Here is a 24,480-nt window from a genome sequence, read left to right as displayed (position 1 = left end):
AACGTCCATATGTCGCGACTCAACCTGCCAACGCCCGATATCGCCACAGTCCTGGAGGGGATCGCCGAACCGGTGCTGGTCCTCGCCGCCGGCCGGGTCGAGGTCGCCAACGCGTCCGCGCGCAAGGTGCTGGGCAACCACATCGTCGGGCAGGACGTCCGGCTCGCGATCCGCCACCCCGCCGCCGCCGAGCGGCTGACGGCGCCGCAGGGCGAAGGGTCGTCGGGGCCGATCAACCTGGTCGGGCTCGGTACGCTCGACCAGCGCTGGGAGATGCGGATCACCGACGTGCCCGACGGCCGCCGCGTCGTCCACCTTATCGACCAGACCGGCAGCTACGCCGCCGAGCGGATGCGCGTCGATTTCGTCGCCAATGCCAGCCACGAATTGCGCACGCCGCTCGCCTCGATCCTGGGCTTCGCCGAAACGCTGGGGGAGGATGCCGGCGACGATCCCGGCATGCGCCAGCGTTTCCTGAAGGTCATGGCCGACGAAGCGCGGCGGATGCAGCGGCTGGTCGAGGACCTGATCTCGCTCAGCCGGATCGAGGCGGAGAAATATCGCGCGCCCGATACGTCGGTCGACCTCGCCCGGCTGGTCGACGAAGTCTGCGCCGAACTGGTGCAGACTCACGATCCGCGCGCCGCCGACGTGCATTGCTCGTGCGATCCGGGCGTCCCGGCGGTCGCCGGCGACCGTGCGCAGTTGAGCCAGGCGCTGCACAACCTGATCGGCAATGCGATGAAGTACGGCCGCGCCGGCACCCCCGTCTCCGTCCGGCTGTGGCGCGATCCCGCCGGCATGGTGCGGCTGTCGGTCGGCGACGAGGGCGAAGGCATCGCGCCAGAGCACATCCCGCGGCTGACCGAGCGCTTCTATCGCGTCGATTCGGGGCGGAGTCGCGCGGTCGGCGGCACCGGGCTCGGCCTGTCGATCGTCAAGCACGTCGTCGAACGGCATCGCGGTCGGCTCGACATCGCCAGCCAGCAGGGGCGCGGCACCGTCGTCACGATCCTTTTGCCCGCTGTCATCAAAGGGTAACGCCGGCGTCACATTGGCGGCGCGGCGCCGGAACGGGCGTCCGAGTCTCAATGAGGGTACGCCGTGGCCGCCGGTCCGATCTTTGCCGATACTTTCGACGATGCCATTGGCGAGCTGCGCGGCATGCTCAGCCAGATGGGCGGGCTGGCCGAACGGGCGATCCACGACGCGATCAATGCGCTGTCACGCGCCGACAGCGAACTGGCAGCACAGGTGCGCGCCGCCGACCAGTCGATCGACGCGCTACAGGCCGAGGTCGAGGCGCTGGCGGTCGCGGTCATCGCCGGCAGCCCGCTGGCCGATGGCGACCTGCGCGACGTCGTCGCCGCGCTGAAGATCGCCGGCGTGATCGAACGCATCGGCGATTATGCCAAGAACATCGCCAAGCGAGTCGCGCTGGTCGACGGCGGGCCGCCGATCGAGCCGCTGGCGTCGGTACCGGCGATGGCGCGGATCGCGGCGGAGATGGTGCACGACGTGCTCGACGCCTTCGCCGCGCGCGATGCCGACGGCGCCGTGCTGGTCGTCGAACGCGACCGCATGCTCGACGATTTCTACGACGGGCTGTTCCGTCGCCTGGTCGCCTACATGGCCGAGCATCCGGCGACGGTCGGCCAGGTCGCGCACCTGTTGTTCGTCGCCAAGAATCTGGAGCGGATCGGCGACCACGCCACCAACATCGCCGAAATGGTCTATTTCGCCGCGACGGGCATGCGGATGCCCGAACGCGTCAAGACGGGGGATAGGATATGAGCCGGGCGCGCATGCTGCTGGTCGAGGACGACGCCGCCCTCGCGGAATTGCTCGTCTATCATTTCAAGCGCGAGGATTTCGACGTCAAGCACACGCCCGACGGCGAGGAAGCCTTGCTGCTGGCGAAGGAGACGACGCCGGACATCGTGCTGCTCGACTGGATGGTCGAGGGGTTGTCGGGGATCGAAGTGTGCCGGCGCCTGCGCCGCATGCCCGAGACCGCGAACGTGCCGATCATCATGCTGACCGCGCGCGGCGAGGAGGAGGATCGCGTGCGCGGGCTGGAGACCGGCGCCGACGATTACGTGACCAAGCCGTTCTCCCCGCGCGAGCTCGTGGCGCGTGTCGGCGCGGTGCTGCGCCGCGTCCGCCCGGCGCTGGCCGGGGAGCAGCTGACCTATGCCGACATCGAGATGGACACGGTCGGCCACAAGGTGCGGCGCGGCGGCGAGGTGATCCAGCTCGGCCCGACCGAATTCCGCCTGCTCAAGCATTTCCTCGAGCATCCCGGCTGGGTATTCAGCCGCGAGCGCCTGCTCGACGCGGTGTGGGGCCATGACAGCGATATCGAGAGCCGGACGGTGGACGTCCACATCCGGCGGCTGCGCAAGGCGATCAACGGCGCCGACCGTCCGGACCTGATCCGCACCGTGCGTTCGGCCGGCTACGCGCTCGATACCGGGGCTTGACCGGGATTAGAATCGCCTGCGAAACGAGGGAGCCAAATCGCGGTTAGCGCGTTTGGCCCGCGACACGCCTTGACGTGTGCCGAACACAGGAGATCAGGATGAAGCTCGTTCTACTCGCCGCTGCCGCCGCCATCGCGATGCCGGCTTTCGCGCAGGACACCCCTCCGCCCGCCCCGGCGCAGACGATGCCGACGACCCCGCCCCCGGCCGACCCGGCGACCGCCACGCCGGCTCCGATGCCGCCGGCCACGACCACCGCGCCGATGCCGATGGCGCCCGCCGCGACTCCGCCGGCGACGATGACGATGGCGCCGCCGTCGCCGGTCGTGCAGCCCCTGCCCGACGCCGCGGCGATGCCGGCCGACGGCAAGGTGCCGATGTGCTCGCGCACCGTGACCGATCACTGCATGGAACGTTCGAACGGCCGCGGCGAGCGGATGCATTCGACTCCGCGCGCACGCTGATCGACCGTACGAGCCTGAAGCCGGCGCGGAGCGTGTCTCCGCGCCGGTTTTCTTTTGCCCGACTAGCTTGCGTGCACCGGCCGATCTCGTCAGGAAGCGCTCCGAAGATATTGAGGAGCGCGTGAATGACCATCCGTTTCGATGACAAGGTAGCGATCGTCACTGGTGCCGGCGGCGGTCTCGGCCGCGAATATGCGCTCGCGCTGGCGGCGCGCGGGGCGAAGGTGGTGGTCAACGACCTGGGCGGTTCGCGCGACGGCACCGGTCACTCGGACGCCGCGCTGAAGGTCGTCGAGGAGATCAAGGCGGCCGGCGGCGAGGCGATGTCGAACGGCGGCAGCGTCACCGAATACGAGCAGATGGTCGAGATGGTCGCCAAGGCCAAGGAAGCCTGGGGCGGCGTCCACATCCTCATCAACAATGCCGGCGTCCTGCGCGACAAGAGCTTCGCCAAGATGGAGCCGGCCGATTTCCGCTTCGTCGTCGACGTCCACCTGAACGGGTCGGCCAATTGCACCAAGGCGGTATGGGACCTGATGCGCGAGCAGGCCTATGGCCGCATCCTGATGACCTCGTCCTCGACCGGCCTCTACGGCAATTTCGGCCAGGCCAATTACGGCGCCGCCAAGCTGGGTCTCGCCGGGCTGACCAAGACGCTGTGCCTCGAAGGCGCGAAGTACAACATCCGCGTCAATACGATCGCCCCGACCGCCGGCACGCGGATGACCGAGGATCTGTTTCCCGAACAGGCGTTCAAGGCGTTTTCGCCCGACAAGGTCGCGCCGGCCGCGCTCTATCTGGTGTCGGAGGACGCCCCGGCGAACATGATCGTCGGCGCCGGCGCTGGCGTGTTCCAGGCGGCGTACGTCACCCTCACCCAAGGCAAGCTGCTCACCGGCGACGACCTGTCGCCCGAGGGTATCGCCGCGCACTGGGCGGAAATCATCGACCGTACCGGTGAGATCGTGCCGCAATCGGGCAGCGAACAGGGCGCGACGATCATGCAGAAAGTGATGGCCGGCTAAGGCCTTACACCGCTCCCGTCCCGTAATGGGACGGGAACCTCCCTTGCTCGCGCGTCGTTTCACCTGCGCAAGTAAAAGGAGGCGTAACATGGCGGACGACGGCAAGACCACGATCATCCAGACCGATGGCGGCGGCGGCGCGGGGATGGTCGCGTTGCTCGCGATCGTGCTGATCGCGATCGCGGTAGTGGCGTTCCTGGTGTTCGGTCAGGGCCTGATGGGCAACAGCAAGACGATCGACGCCAACGTGAAGATCGACGCTCCCACCAAGAGCTGACGCCGATCGGAGATTGGATTGGTGTATTGATACACTAACTCACTTATGGTATGGCAATCCCGTCAGGAGGGAATGCCATGTACAGTGAAACGGATTTGGAAGGCGCGGTCGCGGCGGGGGTCATGCCCCTCGCCACGGCCGACGCCTTCCGCCAGCATGTCGCCGCAGCGCGTGCGACGCCGGTGGTCGACGAAGAGAGCTTCCGGTTGCTGACCGGGTTCAATGACATCTTCGTCGCGATCGCGATCGCGCTGCTGCTCGGCGCGTTGGCGCAGCTCGGCGACTGGGTGAACCACGCGCTCGCCGGCGCGGCGGTTGCCGGTGCGGCCTGGGGGCTGGCGGAGTATTTCACCCGCGTGCGACGGATGGCGTTGCCGAGCATCATCCTGCTCGTCGCCTTTGTCGGCGGAGTCGCCGCGACGATGATCGGCGCGCTGGTCGAGCTCGACCCGCACTGGAGCGACACCACCAACGCGATGGTCGGATCGGGCATCGCCCTCATCACGGCCGGCGCGGCCTGGCTCCACTGGCGCCGCTTCATGGTGCCGGTGACGGTAGCGGTCGGCGCCGCTGCCGTGGTCGCGACGGCAATCGGGATCGTGTTCGCGATCACGCATGCGGACCCGCAGCGCTTCCTGTCGCCGATGATCCTGGCCGGCGGCATCGGCGTCTTCGCGCTGGCGATGGCGTGGGACACGTCGGACCGCGAACGCCGGACGCGACGCAGCGACGTCGCCTTCTGGCTCCACCTCGCCGCCGCACCGATGATCGCGCATCCAGTCTTCCACATGCTCGGCGTGTTCGGCGGCGAGATCGGCGCGACGCAGGCGGTGATCGTGCTGGCGCTGTACGTCGCCTTCGCCTTCGTCGCACTGGCGATCGATCGCCGCGCGCTGCTCGTGTCGAGCCTGGCCTACGTCGTCTATGCGCTGTCGATGCTGCTCCGCCAGGCCGGGGCGATCGAACTGTCGCTGGCGTTCACCGCGCTGGTGATCGGCTCGGCGCTGCTGACGCTGTCGGCGTTCTGGCAGCCGATCCGCCGCCGCGTCGTCGGCACGCTCGGCGGCCTCGCCGACCGCCTGCCGCCGGTGCAGCAGGCCGCGCTGGCCGCTTAGTCCGGCCGGGTGACGATACGGGCCGGCGGACACGTTCCGCCGGCCCGTTTTGCCGGACCTAATCCTCGATCAGCTTCATCAGCCGGCGCTCGATCGGCGCCAGCACCGGTCCCAAATCGTGGCCGCGTTTCAGCACCGTGCCGGCTTCGTTGACCAGCGCCCACATCCCCTGTTTATTGCGCAGTTCCGGCCACTTCTCGATCCGTACTTCGGGGCGTTCGGCGGTGCGGCGGAAGGCGGCGAAGACGGCGGCGTCGCGACCGAGTTCGATGGCATAATCGCGCCAGTGCCCGGCAGCGACCATCCGGCCGTAGAGATCGAGGATGCGGGTCAGCTCGACGCGGTCGAACCCGATCTGGCTCGGCTGTCGTCCCGGCACCGGGAATGGCGTGACCGTTCCCATCAGGCAGCCGCCGTCCTTTCGCGATCAGGCACGATCGCGCCGGTCCTCTTGTTCGGCGAGCAGTGCGTCGAGTTGCTTGCGCAGGCTCTCGATCTCGCATCGCATCAGTTCCAGCCGCTGGGTCGCCGGGTCGAACTGCTCGCTGCACGGCGTGCCGTAGGCGAGGAACGGCGCTTCGCCCCGCCCCTCGACCATCGTCGCGCGCGCCGGGATGCCGACCATGACCGCACCCGCCGGCACGTCCTTCGTCACCACCGCGTTCGCCCCGATCCGCGCGCCCGGCGCGACGGTGATCGGCCCCAGCACCTGCGCGCCCGAGCCGATGATGACATTGTCCTCGATCGTCGGGTGCCGCTTGCCGGCGATGCCGTCGGCCGGATTGGTCCCGCCCAGCGTCACGCACTGGTAGATGGTGACGTTGTCGCCGATCACCGCCGTCTCGCCGATCACGGTGAAACCATGGTCGATGAACAGGTGCCGCCCGATCTCCGCCCCCGGATGGATATCGATCGCGGTGAAGAAGCGCGCCCAGTGGTTGACCCAGCGCGCCAGGAAAAAGAACCGCGCCCGGTACAGCCGATTGGCGACACGATGGAACGCCAGCGCCCAGACGCCGGGATAGAGCAGGATTTCCAGCCGCGAGCGCGGCGCCGGATCGCGCGCCCGGATCGAATCGAGATAGGCAATGATCCGGCCGGGCATTCCTGCATTCCCCTTGTCCCGATCATCTAGGCGCAGCCGGATGCGATTTCCAGCGTTGCCCATGGCGATGAACGCGGGCATCGCCCGAAAACCGGACGGTCTTGATCGGACGCCCGGCCCAACCGGAGCGAATGCGCGATGATCGATCTGTCGGTGGAAACGATCGAGGCGATGCTGCCGTTCATCGCGATCGGCTTTGCCGCGCAACTGGTCGACGGGGCGCTGGGCATGGCGTTCGGGCTCATCAACTCGACGCTGCTGGTGACCGTGGTGGGCATGCCCCCCGCCCTCGCCTCGGCCAGCGTCCATGCGGTCGAGACCTTCACCACCGCCGCGTCGGGCGTCAGCCATGTCGTCCACCGCAACGTCGACTGGCGGCTGTTCGCGCGGTTGGTGATCCCCGGCATGATCGGCGGGGCGATCGGCGCCTATGTCCTGTCGCACATCGACGCCGCGGTCGCGCGGCCGTTCGTGATGGCGTATCTCAGCATCATCGGCCTGTATCTGCTCTATCGCGCGTGGCGCGGGCGAGTCGAACCCCGCGAGCCGAAGGTGATCGAGCCGCTCGGGCTGGTCGGCGGGTTCCTCGACGCGGCGGGCGGTGGCGGCTGGGGACCGGTGGTGACGAGCAACCTGCTGGTCCAGGGATCCGCCCCGCGCCAGACGATCGGCACGGTCAACACCAGCGAGTTCTTCCTGACGACGACCATCTCCGCCGCGTTCATCCTCAGCCTGGGGTTCGCCGCGTTCACGCTTCAGACGCTGGGGGTGCTGATCGGCGGGCTGGTCGCGGCCCCGATCGGCGGACTGCTGGCGAAGCGCGTGCCGGCGCGGGGGCTGATGGCGATCGTCGGCACCGTGCTGACGCTGACCAGCGCCTTCTCGATCTGGCAGGTACTATCGAAATGAGCACCTACCTGCCGACGCTCAAGCAGTTGCAATATCTCGTCGCGCTGAAGGATCACGGCCATTTCGGCCGCGCGGCGGAGGCGTGCTTCGTCACGCAATCGACCCTGTCGGCGGGGTTGCGCGAGCTCGAGACGCTGATCGGCGTGACGCTGGTCGAGCGCACGCGGCGCGTCGTGCGCTTCACCCCGCTCGGCGATCGCATCGTCGACAAGGCGCGGCGCGTGCTGCGCGAGGCGGAGGAACTGGGCGACATGGCGCGCGCCGCCGGACGTCCCTTGTCGGGTGAGATGCGGATGAGCGTCATCCCGACGATCGCGCCGTTCATGCTGCCCCGCTTCCTGCCGGCGCTGCGCCGCGACTATCCCGACCTCAAGCTGTTCCTGCGCGAGGAAACCACCGCGATGGCGTGCGAGGGGCTGCACAACGGCCGTACCGACTGCGTGCTGCTGGCGCTGCCCTATGCCTGCGGCGAGGTGACCGCGGCACCGCTGTTCGACGACCGCCTGTTCGTCGCCTTTCCCCAAGCCGAACTGCCCGAGCCGCCGCCGGCGATCGCCGCGACCGACATCGACGAGACGCGGCTGCTGCTGCTCGAGGACGGGCATTGCCTGAAGGACCATGCGCTGGCTGCATGCAACCGGCCCGAACTCGGCGCGCAGGCGATGATGCTCGGCACCTCGCTCCACACGATCGTCCAGATGGTCGACAACGGCCTCGGCGTCACGATGCTGCCCGAAATGGCGGTCGAGGCGGGCATTCTCGACCATACCAGCGTCGCCGCCCGCCCGCTGGCCGCCGATCATGCGATGCGGACGATCGCTTTGGTCTGGCGCCGCGCCTCGCCCCGCGAACGCGACTTCCGGTTGCTGGCGGAGGTGATGCAGGCGGCGGGTTAGCGCCAGCGACCGGCGGCGGTGTGATCGCTGCCGCGCTCGCCGACCCAGCTCGCGGCATCGCCGCGCGTCTCGCGCTTCCAGAACGGCGCGTCGGTCTTCAGGCGGTCGATCAGGAAGCTGCACGCCTCCAGGGCCGCCGCGCGATGCGGGGCGGCGGTGCCGACGAACACGATCCGCTCGCCCGGCGCCATGCCGCCGACCCGGTGGACGACGGTCGCACCCATGAGCGACCAGCGCACGACCGCTTCCTCGGCCAATCGCGCCAGCGCCGCTTCGGTCGCGCCCGGATAATGTTCGAGGAACAGCTCCGCGACCCCGCCGTCGTCACGCACCAGCCCGGTGAAGCTCGCCACCGCGCCGCCGCCCGTCGTCTCCAGCGACGCGAGTTCGGCCGCGATATCGATCGCCTCGCCGGTCACGACGACGCGGATCATCCGCCCGTCACCGGCGGAAAGATCGCCACCTCGCGCGCGCCGGCGATCGGCGCGTCGAGCGCGACGAACGCCTGGTCGACCGCCGCGCGCAGCTTCGCCGGCTCGGCCAGCGCCTCGGCATGGCCCCCGCCCCGCGCCGCCAGCCAGTCGATCAGGTCGGCAACGGTCACGACGTCGGCCGGCGGTGCCGCCACCTCCTGCCCCACGCCGATCCGCTCCCGCACCCAGGCGAAATACAGGATCTGCATCAATCCATGTGCTTCAGGCCGACGCGGAGATAGTCCCAGCCGGTGACGAGCGTCAGCACCGCCGCGCCCCACAACGCCGCCAGCCCGACGCTGTGCACCCACGGCCAGTGCGGCACCCCGCCGCCCAGGATCAGCGCGCCGAGCGCCACCAGTTGCAGCGTCGTCTTCCATTTCGCCAGCTTCGACACCGGCACCGACACCTGGATCCCGCCCAGAAACTCGCGCAGGCCCGACACCATGATCTCGCGCAACAGGATTATCATCGCCGCGATCAGGTGCCAGCCGCCGATATCGTGGTTGGCGACCAGCATCAGGACGACCGCCGCGACCATGATCTTGTCGGCGATCGGATCGAGGAACACGCCGAGCTTCGACACCGTCCCCTGCGCGCGCGCCAGATAGCCGTCGAGGTAATCGGTGATCGCGATCAGCGCATAGAGCGCGAACCCGATCAGATACCCCGCCGCCCAGTTCGGCCACCACAGCAACGCGACCAGCACCGGCACGCCGACGATCCGCGACAATGTCAGGAGGTTAGGCAGCGTCCACATCGCCCTGCCCTAGCACCGCTCGCGCACCGACGAAAAGGGGCGGCGCGGCAAACCCGGCTTTTCCGAACGGCACCGCACGGCCCCGAACAACCATTGTCCCCGGCGGTGCGCCTCGGCTAAGGCACGGGCTGGTACGACGATACGAGGCGGCTTCCGCGAATCATGAATAATGCGCTGGGTCTGATGAAGCAGCGCCAGTTCCTGCCCCTGTTCGTCACGCAGTTTCTCGGCGCCTTCAACGACAATCTGTTCAAGCAGGCGATGGTGCTCGTCGTCGTGTACCAGATCTACAACGATCCGGCGGCGGAGCAGAGTTTCAACGGGCTCGCCAGCGTGTTCAGCATCGTGCCGTTCGTGCTGCTGTCGGCGCTGGCCGGGCAGCTCGCCGACGCCCACGACAAGGCGAAGATCATTCGCATCGTCAAGACGGCGGAAATCGGTATCATGCTGGTCGGCGGAGCCGGACTGCTGCTCGCGCGGCACGGTGCGCACTACCAGATCGCGATGGCCCTGATGCTGAGCGCGGTGGCGGCGCTCGGCGTGCACTCGACCTTCTTCGGGCCGATCAAATACGCGATCCTGCCGCAGCATCTGAAGGAGGACGAGGTGCTGGGCGGCACCGGGCTGGTCGAATCGGCGACCTATATCGCGATCCTGGCCGGCACCGTCGTGGCCGGCTTCCTGACGATCGACTATGCCGTGATCGGCACGCTCGTCATCGCCGCCGCCGGCTGGGTCGCCGCGCGCCGCGTGCCGCCGGCGCCGCGCCAGGGGCCGGAACTCAAGATCAACTACAACCCCTTCACGTCGTCGTGGCGGCTGATCTCCGGCACGCTGCACGTGCCCCGATTGTTCCTGGCGATCTGCGCGATCAGCTTCTTCTGGACGATGGGGATCGTGTTGATCGTGATCTTCACCCCACTGACCAAGAACGTGCTGACCGCGGACCCGCATGTCGCGACGGTGCTGACGGCGTTGTTCTCGATCGGCATCGCGATCGGATCGGTCGCGATCAACTCGCTGCTGCGCGGGCACACGTCGGCCAAATACGGACCGGCGACGGTGCTCATCATGGGCGGGTTCGTGATCGTGTTCGCGTTGCTGTGCCGCACTTGGCCGGCGGCGACGCCGGGGCATCTCTACGACAGTTGGGAGTTCCTGGCGATCCCGCACGCTTGGGCGGTGATCGCCTCGCTGATCGGGATCGCGGTGTTCGGCGGGATGTTCGTCGTCCCGCTCTACGCGTTCCTGACGACGACGGTGACCAAGGACGAGACGGCGCGGACGGTGGCGGCGAACAATGCCGTCAACTCGGCGGCGATGGCGGTCGGATCGGCGGTCGTGTTCCTACTCGCGCATGCGGGCGTCGGGTCGACCACGATGCTCTACCTCGTCGCGGCGATGTGCCCGGTCGCGGCCTGGATCGCCCAGAAGCTTCACCGCGCCTGCGACTAGGCCGCCGGCGCGGCGCGCCCGTTCAGGCGATGAACGTGTAGAAGCAGACGAAGAACGCCGCGAAGCTCAGCAGGAACAGCTTCCAGTCATGGTCGTCGTCGGTCCGCGCCAGTTCGGTCCGCAGCGCGAGGCGGTGGCGGAAGTGGTGGCTGCGGCCACGCGGGCGGAGGGCGAATGCGTCATTCATGGCGCGAAGTTAACGCGCCGTTCACGATCATGGCTATCGTAAAGAAGGGTTAACCACCGTCCGCAATCGAGACGCCGCATGCTTGGCGTTAACGGTTAACCGGCTTGCGTCAGCGCCCGATACCAGCCGGCATAGGGTGTCGTCCGCGCGAGATGGCGATTGTAGTCGGGCGCGCCATCGTCCCACCACACCGCCCCACGCTCGCCGAGCGCGACCTTGGCGTCGTTGACCGCGACGTGAGCGGCGGCTTCGGCCACGTCGTCCCCGGTGCCGCTGGTAACGATCCATAATGCGCAGGATTCGCTGGTCTCTCACGACCAGCAGGACGCACTGGTCGCGAAGATGAAGGCGGCCGGCAACGGTAGCCGCATCGTCGCCTACACGGTTCCGACCGAGTATGTGACGATACCGGGGCTCGATGTCCGCGGCATCGCGCATTGCGGGTTCGAGCCTCGCCAGACGCAACAGGCGTGGAGCGCTGGCGAGATGCTCGACCAGCGCTGGGCGCCGGCCAATCGCGCGTCGGGCGGGCTCAACGCCGAACGGACGATGCTGCTGGTCGCGCTGATGCTGGCCGACAGCCTGTATGCGGCCGAACACCGCCCCGCGACTGGCGGCGGGCCGAGCGCGTCGTTGCGCTCAGCAGCCTTCGCGTCACCCCGAGACGTCCGCGTTCCCTGGGCCGGCGGTGTTGTGGGCGGCAGCGCCCTCCCCATCCGTCTTGCGATGACATTGCACTGGCACGTCCGCCCGTTGACTTTTTCAATGACATCGATATCATTTCGGACGGAACAATGATCGACGGAGTGGTCGGGGATGCGTTCGCGATTGGGGGGAAATGTATCCGTCACCAGGCGCGATCTACTCGTGACGACTGGCCTGGCCGCGATCTCCGCCGCGGCTCACACTAGCGCCGCGCTAACTCGATCGCCCGCCCGTTCCCGCTTCCTGGACCAGTTCAGCAACCCTCCCCGTCGATTTGGACCCTGGGCTCGCTGGTGGTGGCCTGGTACCGATGTGGATCATGCAGGTCTGGTCCGCGATCTCGGCGCGATGGCCGACGCGGGGTTTGCGGGTGCCGAAATCCAGCCGTTCAGCTTCATGCTCGGCGCCGATGGCGAGGCCGGCGCACGCGTGTTCGGTTATGGCTCTCCTGAATATGCGGCGCATCTCAGCGACGCTGGCGCGATCGCCGCTGCGCGTGACATGCAACTCGATTATACTTTCGGCTCCGGATGGCCGTTCGGCGGCATCGCGGACGTTACGCCCGAACTGGCGCTGCTCGAACTAAAGCAAGCGCGGACCTCGCTACGCGGCCCGCTCGCCACGGCCGGCAAGCTCAGCCTTCCGCAGGCGACCGCAGCGATGCTCGCACCCTGGACCAACGAAACGTTGCCGCCGGGCTGGCACGACCGTCTTGCCGCGCGAGAACGGCTGATCGCGGTCGTGGCCGTGTGCGGCAGTGAGCCCAGGCTCGATCCGGACCACGGTCCGGCGAGCAGCCGCGTCCTGACGCCAGGCAAGCTGGACGTCGAGTCGGCGGTGGTCCTTACCGACAAGATCCGCGCCGACGGGACGCTCGACTGGGCCGTTCCAGACGGGGAATGGCAAATCTTCGTATTCAAGCAGTTCGCATGCGGCGAGCGCACCGGCGGGACCGCGACGATCGGGCCCAAGCTGATCCTCAACCATTTCAGCAAGGCCGCCTTCGCAACCTATGCCGCGGCGATCGGCGACAAAGCGCGCGCCGCGTTCGGATCGAATTTCGGTAAGATAGTCCGCGCGATCTTCTGCGACAGCCTGGAGCTTCACCCGGAACTCTATTGGAGCGGCGACTTTCTCGAAGCGTTCCGGGCCCGCGCCGGCTACGATCTGACCCCTTGGCTGCCCATCCTGCGCCAGCCCGGCCGCGGCGTCGCCAATCAGGGCTTTCACGGCCTGCCCGAGTTCGACGGCGTCGATGCCGAACGCGTCCGGCACGATTATTGGGATACGGTTTCGGCGCTGATGCTCGAGAACTTTTTCGAGCCGTTCGCCCAATGGGCCCACGCGCATGGCGTCAGGGCCAAGGTGCAGGCGCATGGTGCGCCGGTCGACCTGATTGCGGCCTACGGGCTGGCCGACATACCCGAGACCGAGACGCTCTGGGATCATGGCCGCTTCGATTTTCTGAAGATGGCGTCTTCGGCGGCGCGCCTGGCGGGCCGCCGCCTCGTCTCCTCGGAAAGCTTCGTCTGGGCCGGCCAGGCCTTCGAAACCACGCCGGAGAAGATCAAGCGCACCGCCGACGAACTGTTCACGGCAGGCGTGAACCAGATCCTGTATCACGGGTATCTCTACGACCATCCCGCGCAGCCCAAGAATCCGTTCGCGGTCGGCCCGCGCTGGTTGCCGTTCGGGGTGCTTTTCTCGGACGCCTGGAATGCCGCCAATCCGTTCTGGCGGGACTTGCCCCTCATCAACCGTTACATCGCCCGCGTCCAATATGTGATGCAGCAAGGCGAGCGAGTCGCACCCGTCGCGCTCTATCAGGCTGCTTTGCCTTACCAGGAATTCCTGCCGCCGGATCCGGAGCCGGCGGTGAACGCGGCGCTGCTCGCGAACGGCTTCGATTTCGACCATATCAACGAGGCGTCGCTCGTCGCGGCGATCACCGCCGGCCGCGGCTTCCGGTCACGTGGCGGCGCCGACTTCGCGGCGCTCGTGCTGGTCGACCAGCACCGGACTTCCGAGACGCTCGCGCAGACCGTCCGACGGCTGGGCGATGCCGGCGTGCCGATCGTGTTCGTCGGCACGCCGCCGGATGAAGCGATCGGCTATCGCGATCACGAGGTGCGCTCAATCCGCATCCGCGAGGCGATGGCGGACCTGCGCGCAAAGCCCAATTGTCGGTTCGTCGCGACGCCCGGTGCGGTAGCGGCGGCGCTTGCAGATTTGGCGGTTCCGCCGAACCTGCACTTCGCAGGACCAGGCGTCCCATTCGTCCACCGCCGTATTGCGGGGCGCGACTGCTACTTCCTGCGCAACACCGGCGACACGCACATCGATGTGACGTGCCGCGTCCGAGCGGACGGCCCGCCCGCGCTGCTCGACGCGTGGACGGGCACCGCCACGACACCTCTTCACGTTCGCGTCGGCGACGCATGGGAGGTGACGATCGGCCTGGAGCCGTTCGGATCCTCCCTGCTCGCCTTCGGGGCCGGCGCTCCCGCCATGGCGCGAGATCCGGTCGCTACGTCGCGTGGCGAAGAGGTGCCGTTGATGCCGCGAAGCTGGAACGTTAGCGCGACAGGTCTGGTGGCCCCGGACAAGCAGGTGAGCTTCCAGCTGACCCTCCCGCGACTGGTTGACCTGGCCGATGATCCACGGTTTCGGCACTTCTCCGGCACGATCGCCTATCACGCGTCCTTTTCGGTCGACCGCGCAACGGCGACCGCGCGGCGCCTCTTTCTAAATCTGGGCGCGGTCTTCGACGTGGCGGAGGGGTCGCTGAACGGTCAGCCTTTGTCCGTCCGCCTCTTCCGCCCGTATCGCTGGAACGTCACGGGCATGCTCCGTCCGGGCGAGAATCAACTCGTCATCACCGTCCGGAATACCCCCCGCAACGCGATGATCCAGCATGACTGGACCATACCCGGATTTCCGGTGGTGCGGGCGGCACCGCTGCCGACCGGACTGCACGGTCCGCTTCGCCTCGTTCGCGAAGATTGAATTGGGTGGTATCGATGTCATCATCTGCCATAGTCGTGGCGGCAATACGATCGGGAGGACGGCCGAATGCGTAGATCACTGGTCCTGGCAATCTCCGCCATGGCGGCATTGACGACGGGTGCGGCGGCCAACGGGGATCAGGGTGCGCCGCCGTCCGCGGTCGCGAAGGACATCCCAACACTTACCACGCAGACCACCGAAGAAGGTCAGACGGTCATCTACGATCGCTACACATGGCAACGCCGGGAACTCGCGAAACGGCTGCCGATCGCGGAACCGTGGCCGAGCGAATTCGCGATCGGCGACGCGTTAAAGCGCTACAAACTCGATACCCCGCCGATTCCCGCGCTCCTGCCGCTACCGGCGCGGATCATGACCGACGTCTATCTGGTCAACAGCGAGCCCAATCTGGTCTACCTGATCGATGCCGGCGCGGACGGGTTGGTACTGGTCGATCCGGGTCTCACGATGAACGTGCTGGCGATCGTCAAGAATATCGAGATGCTCGGGTTTTCGGCCAGCCGGGTCAAATGGGTCATCAACACCCACGCGCATTTCGATCATTCGATGGCCGACGCGGCCTTCCAGAAGATGGGCGCGAAGATCCTGGTGGGGCGTGACGACGTGCCGGCGGTCGAAAAGGGGACGCTGTACACCGGCAAATGGGCGTTTCCGGCACTGACAAAGGGCGAGTATCCGACGCTGAAGGTCGATTGGCCGGTTGATGACGGCGAAGAGTTGAAGCTCGGCAACAAGACGTTCGTGGCGATCAAGGTGCCGGGCCACACGCCCGGATCGACCTGCTACTGGTTGAAGATCGGCGACAAGAACGTCCTGTTCGGCGGCGACACGATCCTGTTCGACTATCGGCTGGGAGCCAACCCGCCGACCTTTTCCGATGCGAGCGCGTATCTCGCGTCGCTGCGCAAATTGGCCTTTTACGGTTTCTGGCCAACCACGGTGCGCTGGGATGTGCTGCTTCCGGGACATGGCACCATGGTGCTCGACCGCGCGTATATGGACGTGCTCAAGGGATATCAGCAGGTCGAGCTGAACGTGGCGGACAACACCCAGGTACAGGCGCTTCCGTTCGCGACGGACAATTATCGCCGCCTGATGTTCGGGCGGCCCTGATCGAGCTAGACCGCCAAGCATGAGAATCGGCTTGCTGGGCGCGTCGGCGATCGCGCCGAATGCAGTCATCAAACCCGCCGCTAAGCGCGACGACATCACGGTGACGGCCGTTGCCGCGCGCGATCCCGACCGGGCGCGGGGGTATACGGTCGATCATGGCATTCCGGCGGTGTCGGTGGATTATGCCGCACTGGTCGCGCGCGATGATGTCGATCTGGTCTATTGCGCCTTGCCCCCGGCGGCGCATGTCGATGCTGTCCGGCTGGCCCTCGATGCCGGCAAGCCGGTATTGCTCGAAAAGCCGTTTGCGATGGATGCCGATGACGCCCGGACGATTGCCGCGATGGCGGATGAAGCCGGGTTGCCGGTGATCGAGGCGTTTCACTATCGCTTCCACCCATTGTTCCAGCACGCCATCGATCTGGTCGCGGACGGCACGATCGGGCCGGTGTCCAGCGCCATCGCAACGTTCAACGTGGCGATTGCGGACCGCCCGGATCAACTCCGCTGGGATCCCCGGTTGGGTGGCGGCGCGATGATGGATCTCGGGTGCTATGGGGTCCACGCGCTTCGCTCCCTGCTTCAGGGCGAGCCGGACGTCGTCGCGGCGCATGGCGAATTTCGCCGCGGCGTCGACGCCAGGCTGTCCGCCGCGCTCGATTTTCGCGGTGTGCCGGCGACGGTAAACTGTTCGATGACCAGTGGCCCCGAATGCTGGCTGGAACTCAGCGGGCGCGATGGCTCGATCCATTTTCGGCATTTCGTGGCGCCGCATCATGGCGGGGAAATCGTCATCGAGACAGCGGCAAGTCGTCGGGTGAAGGTCGCCGCCACCGAGCCGACGACCTATGACGCCCAACTCGATCACATCGTGCGGGTACTGCGGGGCGATGCGACGCCAGTGACGGGCGGCGTCGATGCGATTGCCAATATGGTGGCGATCGACGCCTGCCGCGCGATGGCGCGGGGTTAGCCGACGAGGTCGGGCGATACCGGCTCGATCGACGGCGGTTCGGTACGACGCAGCATCCGGTCGAACACGATCGTCGCGACCATCAGCAGCGCAAGCGGGGGCAGGATCGCCAGAAATGCCGCCTTGCCGCTCAGCGCGGCGAAAATGTGCCCCGTGATGAACGATCCGATCGTCCCGCCCAGCGCCGACGAAATGAGAATCAGCCCGGTCATCGCCGCATGTCGGTTCTGCGGCAAGCCGCTCAGCACCGACGAACACAAGGCGGGATAGATCGGCGCGAGCAACAGGCCGACCACCGGCACCGCGAACGCCGCGGGCGGCAGATCGAGCCACCCGAAACGCAGCCCCGCCACGCTCGGTTGCGTCAACGGCACGACCACGGCCAGGATCGTGACTGAGAGCGCCATGCCGACCCCCGTAACCCAGACCCAGGGCACGCGCCGCAGCGTCAGCCCCGCCACCAGCCGCCCGACCGCCAGACCCATCGCCCACAGGCTGGCGAGTTGCACCGCAAGAGCCGCGGGCAAGTTCATGACTTCGCGATTGAAGGTTGGTAGCCAGCTGCCGATGCTCTGTTCGACCAGCACGTCGATGAACGCGCAGACGATGAAGGCGATGACGAACGGTCTGGCGAGCAGCCGCGGCATCCACAGCCATTGTTCGCCCGCGCTTTCGGCTTCGCTCGCCGCCAGCCGCTCGTCGAGCGGCGCGAGCGCGATCGCCGCCGCGACGATCAGCGACGCCACCCCGAGCACCCAATAGACGCCGAGCCAGGTCGGTCGCGCCGGATCGAACGGGTCGATGAACGCGCTGAACAGCCAGTAGCTCGACAGCACGCCGATCATGAAGACGCCTTCCAGCGCCGAGGTCATGCTGGCATGCTGCTTGCGGTCGACGGTAATCAACCCGACGATGACATAGGCCGAGGTCTTGGCGATCGCGAATGCCGCGCCGACGACCACGAACTGCAATTCCAGCAGCCAGAATGCCGGTGTCAGCGGCACCGCAAAGCACGCCGCGGCGACCGCGAGCAGTCCAAGCGCCGTGCCGCGCCGATAGCCCAGCCGCGCGAGAAGCAGGACGACGACGAACGAGGCGCCCGCCGCCGACAGATCCTTGCACCCCTCCAACAGCGCCGCCTGCGTTTTCGGCACCTGAAACGTCAGCACCGATTGCAGGATCACCGCCCCGACGCTGTTCATCAGGATGGCGAACAGGAAGAACGTCAGCGTGATCGCGCCGACGATCGGCAAGTGGCGGCGGTCCATCGCGGGTGCCCTATCTGCCGAGATGACTCGACAGAAAACGAGCCTGGATGGCGAACGCGCCGTCGGATTCGGGCGCGTCGATATATGCCCAGAAGGCGTGCGGCAGGCCGTCGAACGACACCAATCTGTTCTCGACGCCGGCTTCCTCCAGCGCGAGGCAGAAATTCGCTGTTCCCGACTGGAGCAGATCGCGCGAGCTGGTCATGCACATCGTCGGCGGAAAGCTCTTCAGATCGCCCAGGATCGGCGACGCCAGCGGGTCGGTGGCGGGATGGCCCTTCAGATAAAAAGTATTGAGCAGGCCCGCCATGGATTCGTTGGTCTTGCTTGCCGTGATCGAGTCCCCGCGCCGGGAGAAATCGAGATCGCCCGAGAAGACGCCGAGCACAGCCGGCATCGGCAGCTTCTCGGCGCGGATCCGCATCATCAGTTCGGGCCCCAGGATCGCGCCGGCGGACGTACCGTAGACGCCGATATCCTTCGCCGCATGCGTCCTGAGCAGTTCGCGATAGACAGCGAGCGCGTCGTCGACTTGCGCCGGAAAGGGGTTTTCCGGCGCCTGACGATACAATACCGCGACCACCGGAACACCGGTCAGCGCGGCGATAGGAATATTCTCGGTCAGCGAGCCAGAGTCGGTGATGAACCCGCCGCCGTGCAGGTTCAGGAACACGCGCTTGGACGTGGTCGGCGTCCCCGCCTTGCGGATGAGGCGGACCTTGACCCCGGCGATCGTGCTTTCGGCGATGTCGACCGCATATTTCTTGCGCTGCAGCGCCCCGAACGTCTGCTGGTACTGGTCGATGAATTTACGCTGCTCGGCGATCGACGGCATCTTGTTCGGGTTGTCGGTACTGCCGCTCATCAGCACGCTACGCGCCTGATCGGACAAGGTCGGAGGCAAAGGCTGCATCGTCGGCGGCGCAGTCGGTGTCGGTACCGGCGCCGTCGAGGTCGATTGCGCCGCGGCATAGCCCGACATCGCGATCAGCGGCAGCACGAGCGCCCAGCGCGGCATCCAAGCATCGGCCATCATCCTCTCCTCTTCGCTCGATCGTCGATCAGCGCCTTGACCACGCCGTTGGTCCAGCCGAACCCCTGCTGGTTGGGATATTCGCCGCCTCCCGCCGGGCGGCCATGTTCGATGTCGTATTTTTCGAACAGCGCGCCGGTCTCGTCGTAAAATCCCTCGACCGTCGCCAGCCAGCGGTCGGCGATCATGTCCGCCAGTTCGTCATGGCCGTAGCGCCGCAGCCCCGCCACCGCGATCCATTGCAGTGGAGCCCAGCCGTTGGGCCGATCCCATTGCTGCGTCGTCACGACCGTCGTGGTGCGCAGCCCGCCCGGCGCGAGCAGGTCACGCTCCACCATAGTCGCGGTCGCTGCGGCTTGATCGCCAGTCGCGATGCCGGCGAACAGCGGGTACAGCGTAGCCGCAGTGGCGCCCGCGACCGGTCGAGCATCGATCCAATGCCAGTCGCCGAAGCGTCCCTCGTTTTCGATCCAGCAATAGCGTTCGATCGCGGCAGCACGTCGATCGGCGCGCGCCGTGAACGTGGCCGCCCCTTGGGCATCGCCCAGCGCATCGCATTCGGCGGCGATGTGCCGTTCGCTCAGATAGAGGAGGCAGTTGAGGTCGATCGGCACGATCGCGGTCGTCTCGATGGACCCGAGGTCAGCGGGGTCGCGCAGCCAGCGCGAACTGAAATCCCACCCGCTTTCCGCCGCGGCGCGGAGATCGCGATACACCTCGCCGCTCGGACGCCGAACGTCGGCGGCGACCGCCACGTCCTCGGCGTACGATTCCGGCCGTGGCGTGTCCGACGCATCCCAATAGCGATTCAGGATCGTACCGCAGGGCAATCTCACGACATGCGCGGCTGAGCCGGACGCGGTCAGGGCCGTTTCGCCGGCCATCCAGTAAGCATGTTCGCGGCGCAACGCGGCCAGCCGTCGGCGATGGACGTCGGGCGCCGGATCGCGCGACAAGTCGGTCATCAGCGCGAGGAATGGTGGTTGCGACCGCGACAGAAAATAGGATCGCGTACCGTTGGGAATATGCCCGAACCGCTCGATCAGCGACACGAAATTGTCGAGCATCGATTCGACCAGCGCGTCGCGCCCGTCGATCGCCAGCCCCAGCATCGTGAAATAGCTGTCCCAGTAATAAATCTCGCGAAAACGCCCGCCGGGAATGACGTAGGGCGATGGCAGCGCAAGCGCCGACGACCACGGGCCCCGCGCCTGACCGGTAACGACGAGATCGTCCCACAAGGCCGCGATGTGATCGCCGATCGTCGCCTGATGGTCCGGCGGATCGAGCCGGGGCGGCGGCGGCGACGCGAAGTGCGCCATGACGAACGAGCGGATCGCGTCTTCGGTGTCGGGTCGCTCCGCCTGCCACGCCGTCATGATGCTGGCGGGATCCCGGCGTGGCTCCATATCGGGAAACGTCTTGCCATCGGCGAACAACCGACGCGTCTGCACCTTCACGAACAGGTCACCGAACAATTCGTCCGGCCCCGGCGGAGATGCGTCCAGCGGCAACGGCGACCGATCGTTCATCGCGCTTCACCCATGCAGCGAACGATGGTGGTCAAACGATCGGCAACAGGCGGCGTGCAACGCAAATTCGATTCCCCTCCAGCCCGCGCACACTTGCGTAGCCCGCTCAGAACGCTGCCGATTTACCGGCGCCGACGTGTCCGGATACTCTGGATGACATCGATATCAAAAGCAAATCATATTGCGCCCGATGGCAATATTCGCGGTCAGTCCTGTCTGGTGGACGCGCGGACGATCAGTTCGACCGGCAATGGGTCGGGCGGCGGCGGCGCCCCCTCGACCCAGGCGAGCATCGTCTCGCCGAGCAATGCCCCGGCCCGCTCCCAATCCTGCCGTACCGTCGTCAGCGGTACCGCGGCGTTCGCCGCCGCGTGAATGCCATCGTACCCGACCACCGCCACGTCCCCTGGCACCGCAACCCCACGGGCCCTGAGCGCATCCGTCGCGCCGAGCGCGATCATGTCGCTCGCCCCGACGATCGCATCGCCGTGCCAACCCGCCTCGATCGCCGCATCGGCGGCCGCGCGTCCTGCCAGCATCCCGAACTCGCACTCGCGCGTCGTAATCGTCGTCGCATCGCCCAAGCCGTTCTCGAGGCCGACCAGACGATCGGCGACCTCCTGATGCGCCTCGTCCCCGAGGAACAGGACGTCCCGCCGACCGAGACTCGCCAGATGCTGGCCGATCAGCATGCCCCCGCATCGATTATCGCTGCCGATCGTCAACCAGTCGCCGTCCCGTGCGCGGCGCGCGCCCCAGACAACGAACGGCAACCCCATCTCGCTCACCTGACGGAGCAAGGCATCGTCGGTTCCCTGCCCCAGGAAGATGATCCCGTCCGAATCATGGTTGCCCGACGCAAGCAACTGTTCGGCGGTGGTGAGGACCAGCCGATAATTCGCCGAGGTCAGGCATTGCAGCAGGCCGCCGACGAGCCCAAGGAAAATCGGGTCGGACATCGTCCGGTCGGCGGTCGGGATCATGTTTATCACGACGGTGATGCTGTGGTGGCGCCGCAGCCGGAGGTTGCGCGCCGCGGTGTTAAGTCGATAGCCGTGCTTGCGCGCCAATTGCTGGATTTGCTCACGCACCGGCGCGCGAACCAATGCGCTGCCTTTCAACGCGCGCGACACCGTGATCTTGGACACGCCGGCAAGTTCGGCCAGGTCGTCCATCGTCATGCGGCGCCCCTGTCCACCAAGTTCGGATGCCAATGCGTGGTCGGTCATGCCGGAGGTTCTAGCCAAATCCGTCGCGCCGCCAAGAGTGCATGCCGGCACCGGCCGCGCATCGTGGACGCGCGACCGGCCGAGCGCGCCTTCTAGAACCGCGCGCGCAACGACATGCCGTACATGCGCGGCTCGCCGAAGATCGCAGTGGAATAGCCGGTCGCGTTATACTGCTGGATGACGTTGGTGCGGTAGGTCTTGTTGGTCAGGTTCGTGGCGAAGAACGACAGGTCGACATGGCCGTTGTCGAGAACGTTGTTCCAGTCGATCCGCGCACCGAGCAGGCCATAGGCGTCGATATAGCTGAACGGCTGGGTCGGGTCGGTATCGCCGACATAGGTCCGTCCCTTCCACGCATAGTTGCCGCTCAGCTTGATCTCGCCCACCGACTCCGGCAGCGGCAATGTCAGGTTGGCGCTGACGTTGAACTGGTTCTTCGGCGTGTAGACGAACGGCAGGCTGGTCAGGTCGGTCGGCGGTGTCGTCGGCAGCACGTAACGATCGTAATGCGCATCGGTATAGGCATAGCCGGCATTGATCGCGAACAACCGGCCGAACCGGACGTCGCCCTCCAGCTCGACACCCTGGATCGTCGCCTTGGCGGCATTGCCCGTGCCGCCGGTCGTCAGCGCGCCGATCAGCAGCGGGACGTTGGCCTGAATGTCGTTATACTTGTTGATGTAGCCGGTCGCATTGAAATGTCCGCGCACGCCGCCGGCCGCCCATTCGGTCTTGATGCCGACTTCGGTCGTCTTCACCGTTTCCGGCTTGAACAGGAAGCCGATCGAATTGACCGTGCCGCCCAGCCCGATCAGGATCGGGTTGATGCCGCCGGGCTTGTAGCCCTTCTTGTAGTTCGCGAAGACCAGGACCTTGTCGGTGACCTTGTAGTCGGCACCGAACGCGAACGAATCGCCCGAGGTCGAACCCGCGGCGGACAGATGGCAATTCGGATAGACTGCACCGAACGGCAGCTGGCACAGATCGCCGGGCTTGGGCGTCGGTGGCGGGAACGAGATGACGCCGGGATAGACCAACAGGTCGATGCCGACCGCGAAGTCGTTCCAGGTATAGCGATAGCCCGCGGTCAGGTTGAGGCCCCGAAGCGCCGGCGTGATCTTGCCCATGTCGAACCCGACCTGCCCGAACAGCGCGCGCGACTTGCCACGCAGTTCCGCGTTGGTCTGGTTGGTCGTCGCGACCGTCTGGAGTTCCTGCGTGTAGCTGTTGATCCCGCCCGGCGAGGTGCGGTCGTAATAGCCGCCGGTCTGGATGTTGAGCGGACCGAAATCGCCCGTCAGCCGCAATTCCTCGGTGAATTGCAGGATGTCGACGTTCCACGACCCCGGAATGTAGGAGCCGTTCGAGTTCTGGATCGGCAGCGGCGTGCCGTCGTCGTCGCGGGCGCTGTCCGTCTGATAGCGGCCGTAACTCACGATATTGGTGAGCTTCAGGTTGCCGGCCAGATCGATCGTCGTGCGGTTGACGATCGAGCTGGTGCGCACCCGGTCGCGAGTCTGCGCGTCGAGGATGACGTGACGCACATCCAGTCCGAGCGCGCGCCGGGTGTTGAGCGCGGCACCGATAGCGGGACCGAGCAGGAGAGCGGGGTTCGACGTGTTCGCGGCGAGCAGGACCACGCCCGGCCCCTGCTCGTTCGACACATAGAGCGATCCGACCGTGTAGTTCTCGAGCCAGTCGAACGGTCGCGCGGTCAGGCTGGCGCGATAGACGGTCGAATCGCGATTGTCATAGTCGCGCTTCGACACGACGTCGTGCGTGAAGCCGTCGCGCGTCTGGCGCTGGATGCCGCCGCGGAACAGTAATTTGTCGGCGATGATCGGGATGTTGACGACGCCTTCCACGTCGAGGCGGCTGTAGCTGCCGTAGGTCCCCATCATATAGCCTTCGACCTTGTTTGTCGGGCGCGCCGGTTCGAACAGGATCGCACCACCGGTCGTATTCTGGCCGAACAGCGTCCCCTGCGGTCCGTTGAGCACCTGGACGTTCTGCAGGTCGAAGAACAGGCCGGGGCCGGAAGCATAGACCGGCGCTTCCGCGAAATACGGTACGACCGACGGACCGCCGCCGAGCCCGGCGGTCATCGACCCACCGCGCTGGCCGCGAATGGCGAAGCTGGTGTTGTTGCGGCTGAGGCCGGTGTTGACGGTCAGCGACGGCACCAGCTTTTGCAGGTCGGTGACCGTATTCACGTCCCTTTCGCGCAATTCGGCGCCGGTCACCTCGGTCAGCGACATCGGGACGTTCTGCTGACTTTCCGACACGCGGCGCGCGGTGACGATGATATCGCCGCCCTGTTGATCCGCGTCGCCGTCGGCGGCGGACGTCGCCTGATCCGGCGTGGTCTGCGCGCGCGCGCTCACCGCGGTCGTCATCGCCAAGCACGATCCGGTGACGAGCAGAACGGTGATCCGATTCGACATGTTTCCT

Annotated in this window: 26 protein-coding genes; 14 read left to right on the top strand and 12 right to left on the bottom strand. The window is 66.7% G+C overall.

Going from position 1 to position 24,480, the window contains the following annotated elements:
- Nucleotides 1-9 precede the first annotated feature (9 nt).
- The 7 genes from J0I47_RS02645 (at nucleotide 10) to J0I47_RS02615 (ending at nucleotide 5,364) form a co-directional block, all read left to right on the top strand.
- Nucleotides 10-1,041 carry an ATP-binding protein gene (locus tag J0I47_RS02645; RefSeq protein ID WP_294044888.1) on the top strand — a complete coding sequence of 344 codons (1,032 nt, stop codon included), beginning with the start codon at nucleotides 10-12 and terminating at the stop codon, nucleotides 1,039-1,041.
- Between the two features lie 63 nt (nucleotides 1,042-1,104).
- Nucleotides 1,105-1,794, top strand: coding sequence for a phosphate signaling complex protein PhoU (phoU, locus tag J0I47_RS02640; protein WP_294044887.1), 690 nt, complete (start codon nucleotides 1,105-1,107; stop codon nucleotides 1,792-1,794).
- Nucleotides 1,791-2,483, top strand: coding sequence for a phosphate regulon transcriptional regulator PhoB (gene phoB / locus J0I47_RS02635; RefSeq protein ID WP_294044886.1), 693 nt, complete (start codon nucleotides 1,791-1,793; stop codon nucleotides 2,481-2,483). Before phoU ends, phoB begins: the two co-directional genes overlap by 4 nt.
- A gap of 98 nt (nucleotides 2,484-2,581) precedes the next feature.
- Nucleotides 2,582-2,947, top strand: a complete 366-nt coding sequence (locus tag J0I47_RS02630) for a hypothetical protein (RefSeq protein WP_294044885.1) — start codon at nucleotides 2,582-2,584, stop codon at nucleotides 2,945-2,947.
- 125 nt (nucleotides 2,948-3,072) lie between these two features.
- Nucleotides 3,073-3,972 carry an SDR family NAD(P)-dependent oxidoreductase gene (locus J0I47_RS02625; RefSeq protein WP_294044884.1) on the top strand — a complete coding sequence of 300 codons (900 nt, stop codon included), beginning with the start codon at nucleotides 3,073-3,075 and terminating at the stop codon, nucleotides 3,970-3,972.
- A gap of 88 nt (nucleotides 3,973-4,060) precedes the next feature.
- A complete protein-coding gene (locus tag J0I47_RS02620; RefSeq protein WP_294044883.1) occupies nucleotides 4,061-4,249 on the top strand; it encodes a hypothetical protein in 189 nt (62 codons plus the stop codon).
- Nucleotides 4,250-4,326: 77 nt separating this feature from the next.
- Nucleotides 4,327-5,364, top strand: a complete 1,038-nt coding sequence (locus J0I47_RS02615; protein WP_294044882.1) for a hypothetical protein — start codon at nucleotides 4,327-4,329, stop codon at nucleotides 5,362-5,364.
- A 58-nt stretch (nucleotides 5,365-5,422) separates the two neighbouring features.
- Here J0I47_RS02615 and J0I47_RS02610 read toward each other — a convergent pair whose 3' ends face one another.
- Entirely contained in the window at nucleotides 5,423-5,767 is a 345-nt protein-coding gene (locus J0I47_RS02610) for a DUF2794 domain-containing protein (RefSeq protein ID WP_294044881.1), read from the bottom strand.
- 24 nt (nucleotides 5,768-5,791) lie between these two features.
- Complete coding sequence (epsC, locus tag J0I47_RS02605; RefSeq protein WP_294044880.1) at nucleotides 5,792-6,469, bottom strand: serine O-acetyltransferase EpsC; 678 nt, start codon at nucleotides 6,467-6,469, stop codon at nucleotides 5,792-5,794.
- 138 nt (nucleotides 6,470-6,607) lie between these two features.
- Between epsC and J0I47_RS02600 the strand changes: the two genes are divergently transcribed.
- Together J0I47_RS02600 and J0I47_RS02595 are read left to right on the top strand one after the other, a co-directional pair.
- On the top strand, nucleotides 6,608-7,378 hold the full coding sequence (locus J0I47_RS02600) for a sulfite exporter TauE/SafE family protein (RefSeq protein WP_294044879.1): 771 nt from the start codon (nucleotides 6,608-6,610) through the stop codon (nucleotides 7,376-7,378).
- A complete protein-coding gene (locus J0I47_RS02595; protein ID WP_294044878.1) occupies nucleotides 7,375-8,274 on the top strand; it encodes a hydrogen peroxide-inducible genes activator in 900 nt (299 codons plus the stop codon). The genes J0I47_RS02600 and J0I47_RS02595 overlap by 4 nt, the downstream gene beginning before the upstream one ends.
- On the opposite strand, the gene J0I47_RS02590 is transcribed toward J0I47_RS02595, so the two are convergent.
- The 3 genes from J0I47_RS02590 to pgsA are packed head-to-tail and all read right to left on the bottom strand — an operon-like array spanning nucleotide 8,271 to nucleotide 9,507.
- A complete protein-coding gene (locus tag J0I47_RS02590) occupies nucleotides 8,271-8,708 on the bottom strand; it encodes a molybdenum cofactor biosynthesis protein MoaE (protein WP_294044877.1) in 438 nt (145 codons plus the stop codon). The two genes, J0I47_RS02595 and J0I47_RS02590, sit on opposite strands and share 4 nt — an antisense overlap.
- Nucleotides 8,705-8,956 (bottom strand): molybdopterin converting factor subunit 1, encoded by a 252-nt coding sequence (gene moaD / locus J0I47_RS02585; RefSeq protein WP_294044876.1) that lies wholly within the window; start codon nucleotides 8,954-8,956, stop codon nucleotides 8,705-8,707. Before moaD ends, J0I47_RS02590 begins: the two co-directional genes overlap by 4 nt.
- On the bottom strand, nucleotides 8,956-9,507 hold the full coding sequence (pgsA, locus tag J0I47_RS02580; RefSeq protein ID WP_294044875.1) for a CDP-diacylglycerol--glycerol-3-phosphate 3-phosphatidyltransferase: 552 nt from the start codon (nucleotides 9,505-9,507) through the stop codon (nucleotides 8,956-8,958). The genes moaD and pgsA overlap by 1 nt, the downstream gene beginning before the upstream one ends.
- Nucleotides 9,508-9,669: 162 nt before the next feature.
- Between pgsA and J0I47_RS02575 the strand changes: the two genes are divergently transcribed.
- Entirely contained in the window at nucleotides 9,670-10,962 is a 1,293-nt protein-coding gene (locus J0I47_RS02575) for an MFS transporter (protein WP_294044874.1), read from the top strand.
- A 22-nt stretch (nucleotides 10,963-10,984) separates the two neighbouring features.
- Here the strand turns inward: J0I47_RS02575 and J0I47_RS02570 are convergent, their stop codons facing one another.
- Both J0I47_RS02570 and J0I47_RS02565 read right to left on the bottom strand, forming a co-directional pair.
- Nucleotides 10,985-11,149: a hypothetical protein gene (locus tag J0I47_RS02570; protein WP_294044873.1), complete on the bottom strand. Its 165-nt coding sequence runs from the start codon at nucleotides 11,147-11,149 to the stop codon at nucleotides 10,985-10,987.
- Between the two features lie 95 nt (nucleotides 11,150-11,244).
- Nucleotides 11,245-11,406, bottom strand: a complete 162-nt coding sequence (locus J0I47_RS02565) for a hypothetical protein (RefSeq protein ID WP_294044872.1) — start codon at nucleotides 11,404-11,406, stop codon at nucleotides 11,245-11,247.
- A gap of 10 nt (nucleotides 11,407-11,416) precedes the next feature.
- On the opposite strand from J0I47_RS02565, the gene J0I47_RS02560 reads away from it, so the two are divergent.
- From J0I47_RS02560 to J0I47_RS02545, 4 genes are all read left to right on the top strand, one after another.
- Entirely contained in the window at nucleotides 11,417-11,947 is a 531-nt protein-coding gene (locus J0I47_RS02560) for a cell division protein ZapA (protein WP_294044871.1), read from the top strand.
- Nucleotides 11,948-11,965: 18 nt separating this feature from the next.
- Nucleotides 11,966-14,860, top strand: coding sequence for a glycosyl hydrolase (locus J0I47_RS02555; protein ID WP_294044870.1), 2,895 nt, complete (start codon nucleotides 11,966-11,968; stop codon nucleotides 14,858-14,860).
- A gap of 66 nt (nucleotides 14,861-14,926) precedes the next feature.
- Nucleotides 14,927-15,994 carry an MBL fold metallo-hydrolase gene (locus tag J0I47_RS02550; RefSeq protein WP_294044869.1) on the top strand — a complete coding sequence of 356 codons (1,068 nt, stop codon included), beginning with the start codon at nucleotides 14,927-14,929 and terminating at the stop codon, nucleotides 15,992-15,994.
- Between the two features lie 19 nt (nucleotides 15,995-16,013).
- Nucleotides 16,014-16,967, top strand: a complete 954-nt coding sequence (locus J0I47_RS02545; protein WP_294044868.1) for a Gfo/Idh/MocA family oxidoreductase — start codon at nucleotides 16,014-16,016, stop codon at nucleotides 16,965-16,967.
- Here J0I47_RS02545 and J0I47_RS02540 read toward each other — a convergent pair.
- The 5 genes from J0I47_RS02540 to J0I47_RS02520 form a co-directional block, all read right to left on the bottom strand.
- Nucleotides 16,964-18,235, bottom strand: coding sequence for an MFS transporter (locus J0I47_RS02540; protein ID WP_294044867.1), 1,272 nt, complete (start codon nucleotides 18,233-18,235; stop codon nucleotides 16,964-16,966). The genes J0I47_RS02545 and J0I47_RS02540 overlap by 4 nt on opposite strands.
- A 10-nt stretch (nucleotides 18,236-18,245) precedes the next feature.
- Entirely contained in the window at nucleotides 18,246-19,271 is a 1,026-nt protein-coding gene (locus tag J0I47_RS02535) for an alpha/beta hydrolase fold domain-containing protein (RefSeq protein WP_294044866.1), read from the bottom strand.
- Nucleotides 19,268-20,800: an alpha,alpha-trehalase TreF gene (treF, locus tag J0I47_RS02530; RefSeq protein WP_294044865.1), complete on the bottom strand. Its 1,533-nt coding sequence runs from the start codon at nucleotides 20,798-20,800 to the stop codon at nucleotides 19,268-19,270. Before treF ends, J0I47_RS02535 begins: the two co-directional genes overlap by 4 nt.
- 206 nt (nucleotides 20,801-21,006) lie before the next feature.
- Nucleotides 21,007-22,029 (bottom strand): substrate-binding domain-containing protein, encoded by a 1,023-nt coding sequence (locus tag J0I47_RS02525; protein ID WP_294044864.1) that lies wholly within the window; start codon nucleotides 22,027-22,029, stop codon nucleotides 21,007-21,009.
- Nucleotides 22,030-22,121: 92 nt separating this feature from the next.
- Nucleotides 22,122-24,473: a TonB-dependent receptor gene (locus J0I47_RS02520; protein ID WP_294044863.1), complete on the bottom strand. Its 2,352-nt coding sequence runs from the start codon at nucleotides 24,471-24,473 to the stop codon at nucleotides 22,122-22,124.
- Nucleotides 24,474-24,480 lie beyond the last annotated feature (7 nt).

The sequence above is a fragment of the Sphingomonas sp. genome (assembly GCF_017304635.1).
Taxonomy (GTDB): domain Bacteria; phylum Pseudomonadota; class Alphaproteobacteria; order Sphingomonadales; family Sphingomonadaceae; genus Sphingomonas.
Note: the sequence above shows the minus strand (reverse complement) of the source record. Positions and strands in the feature narration are given on the sequence as shown.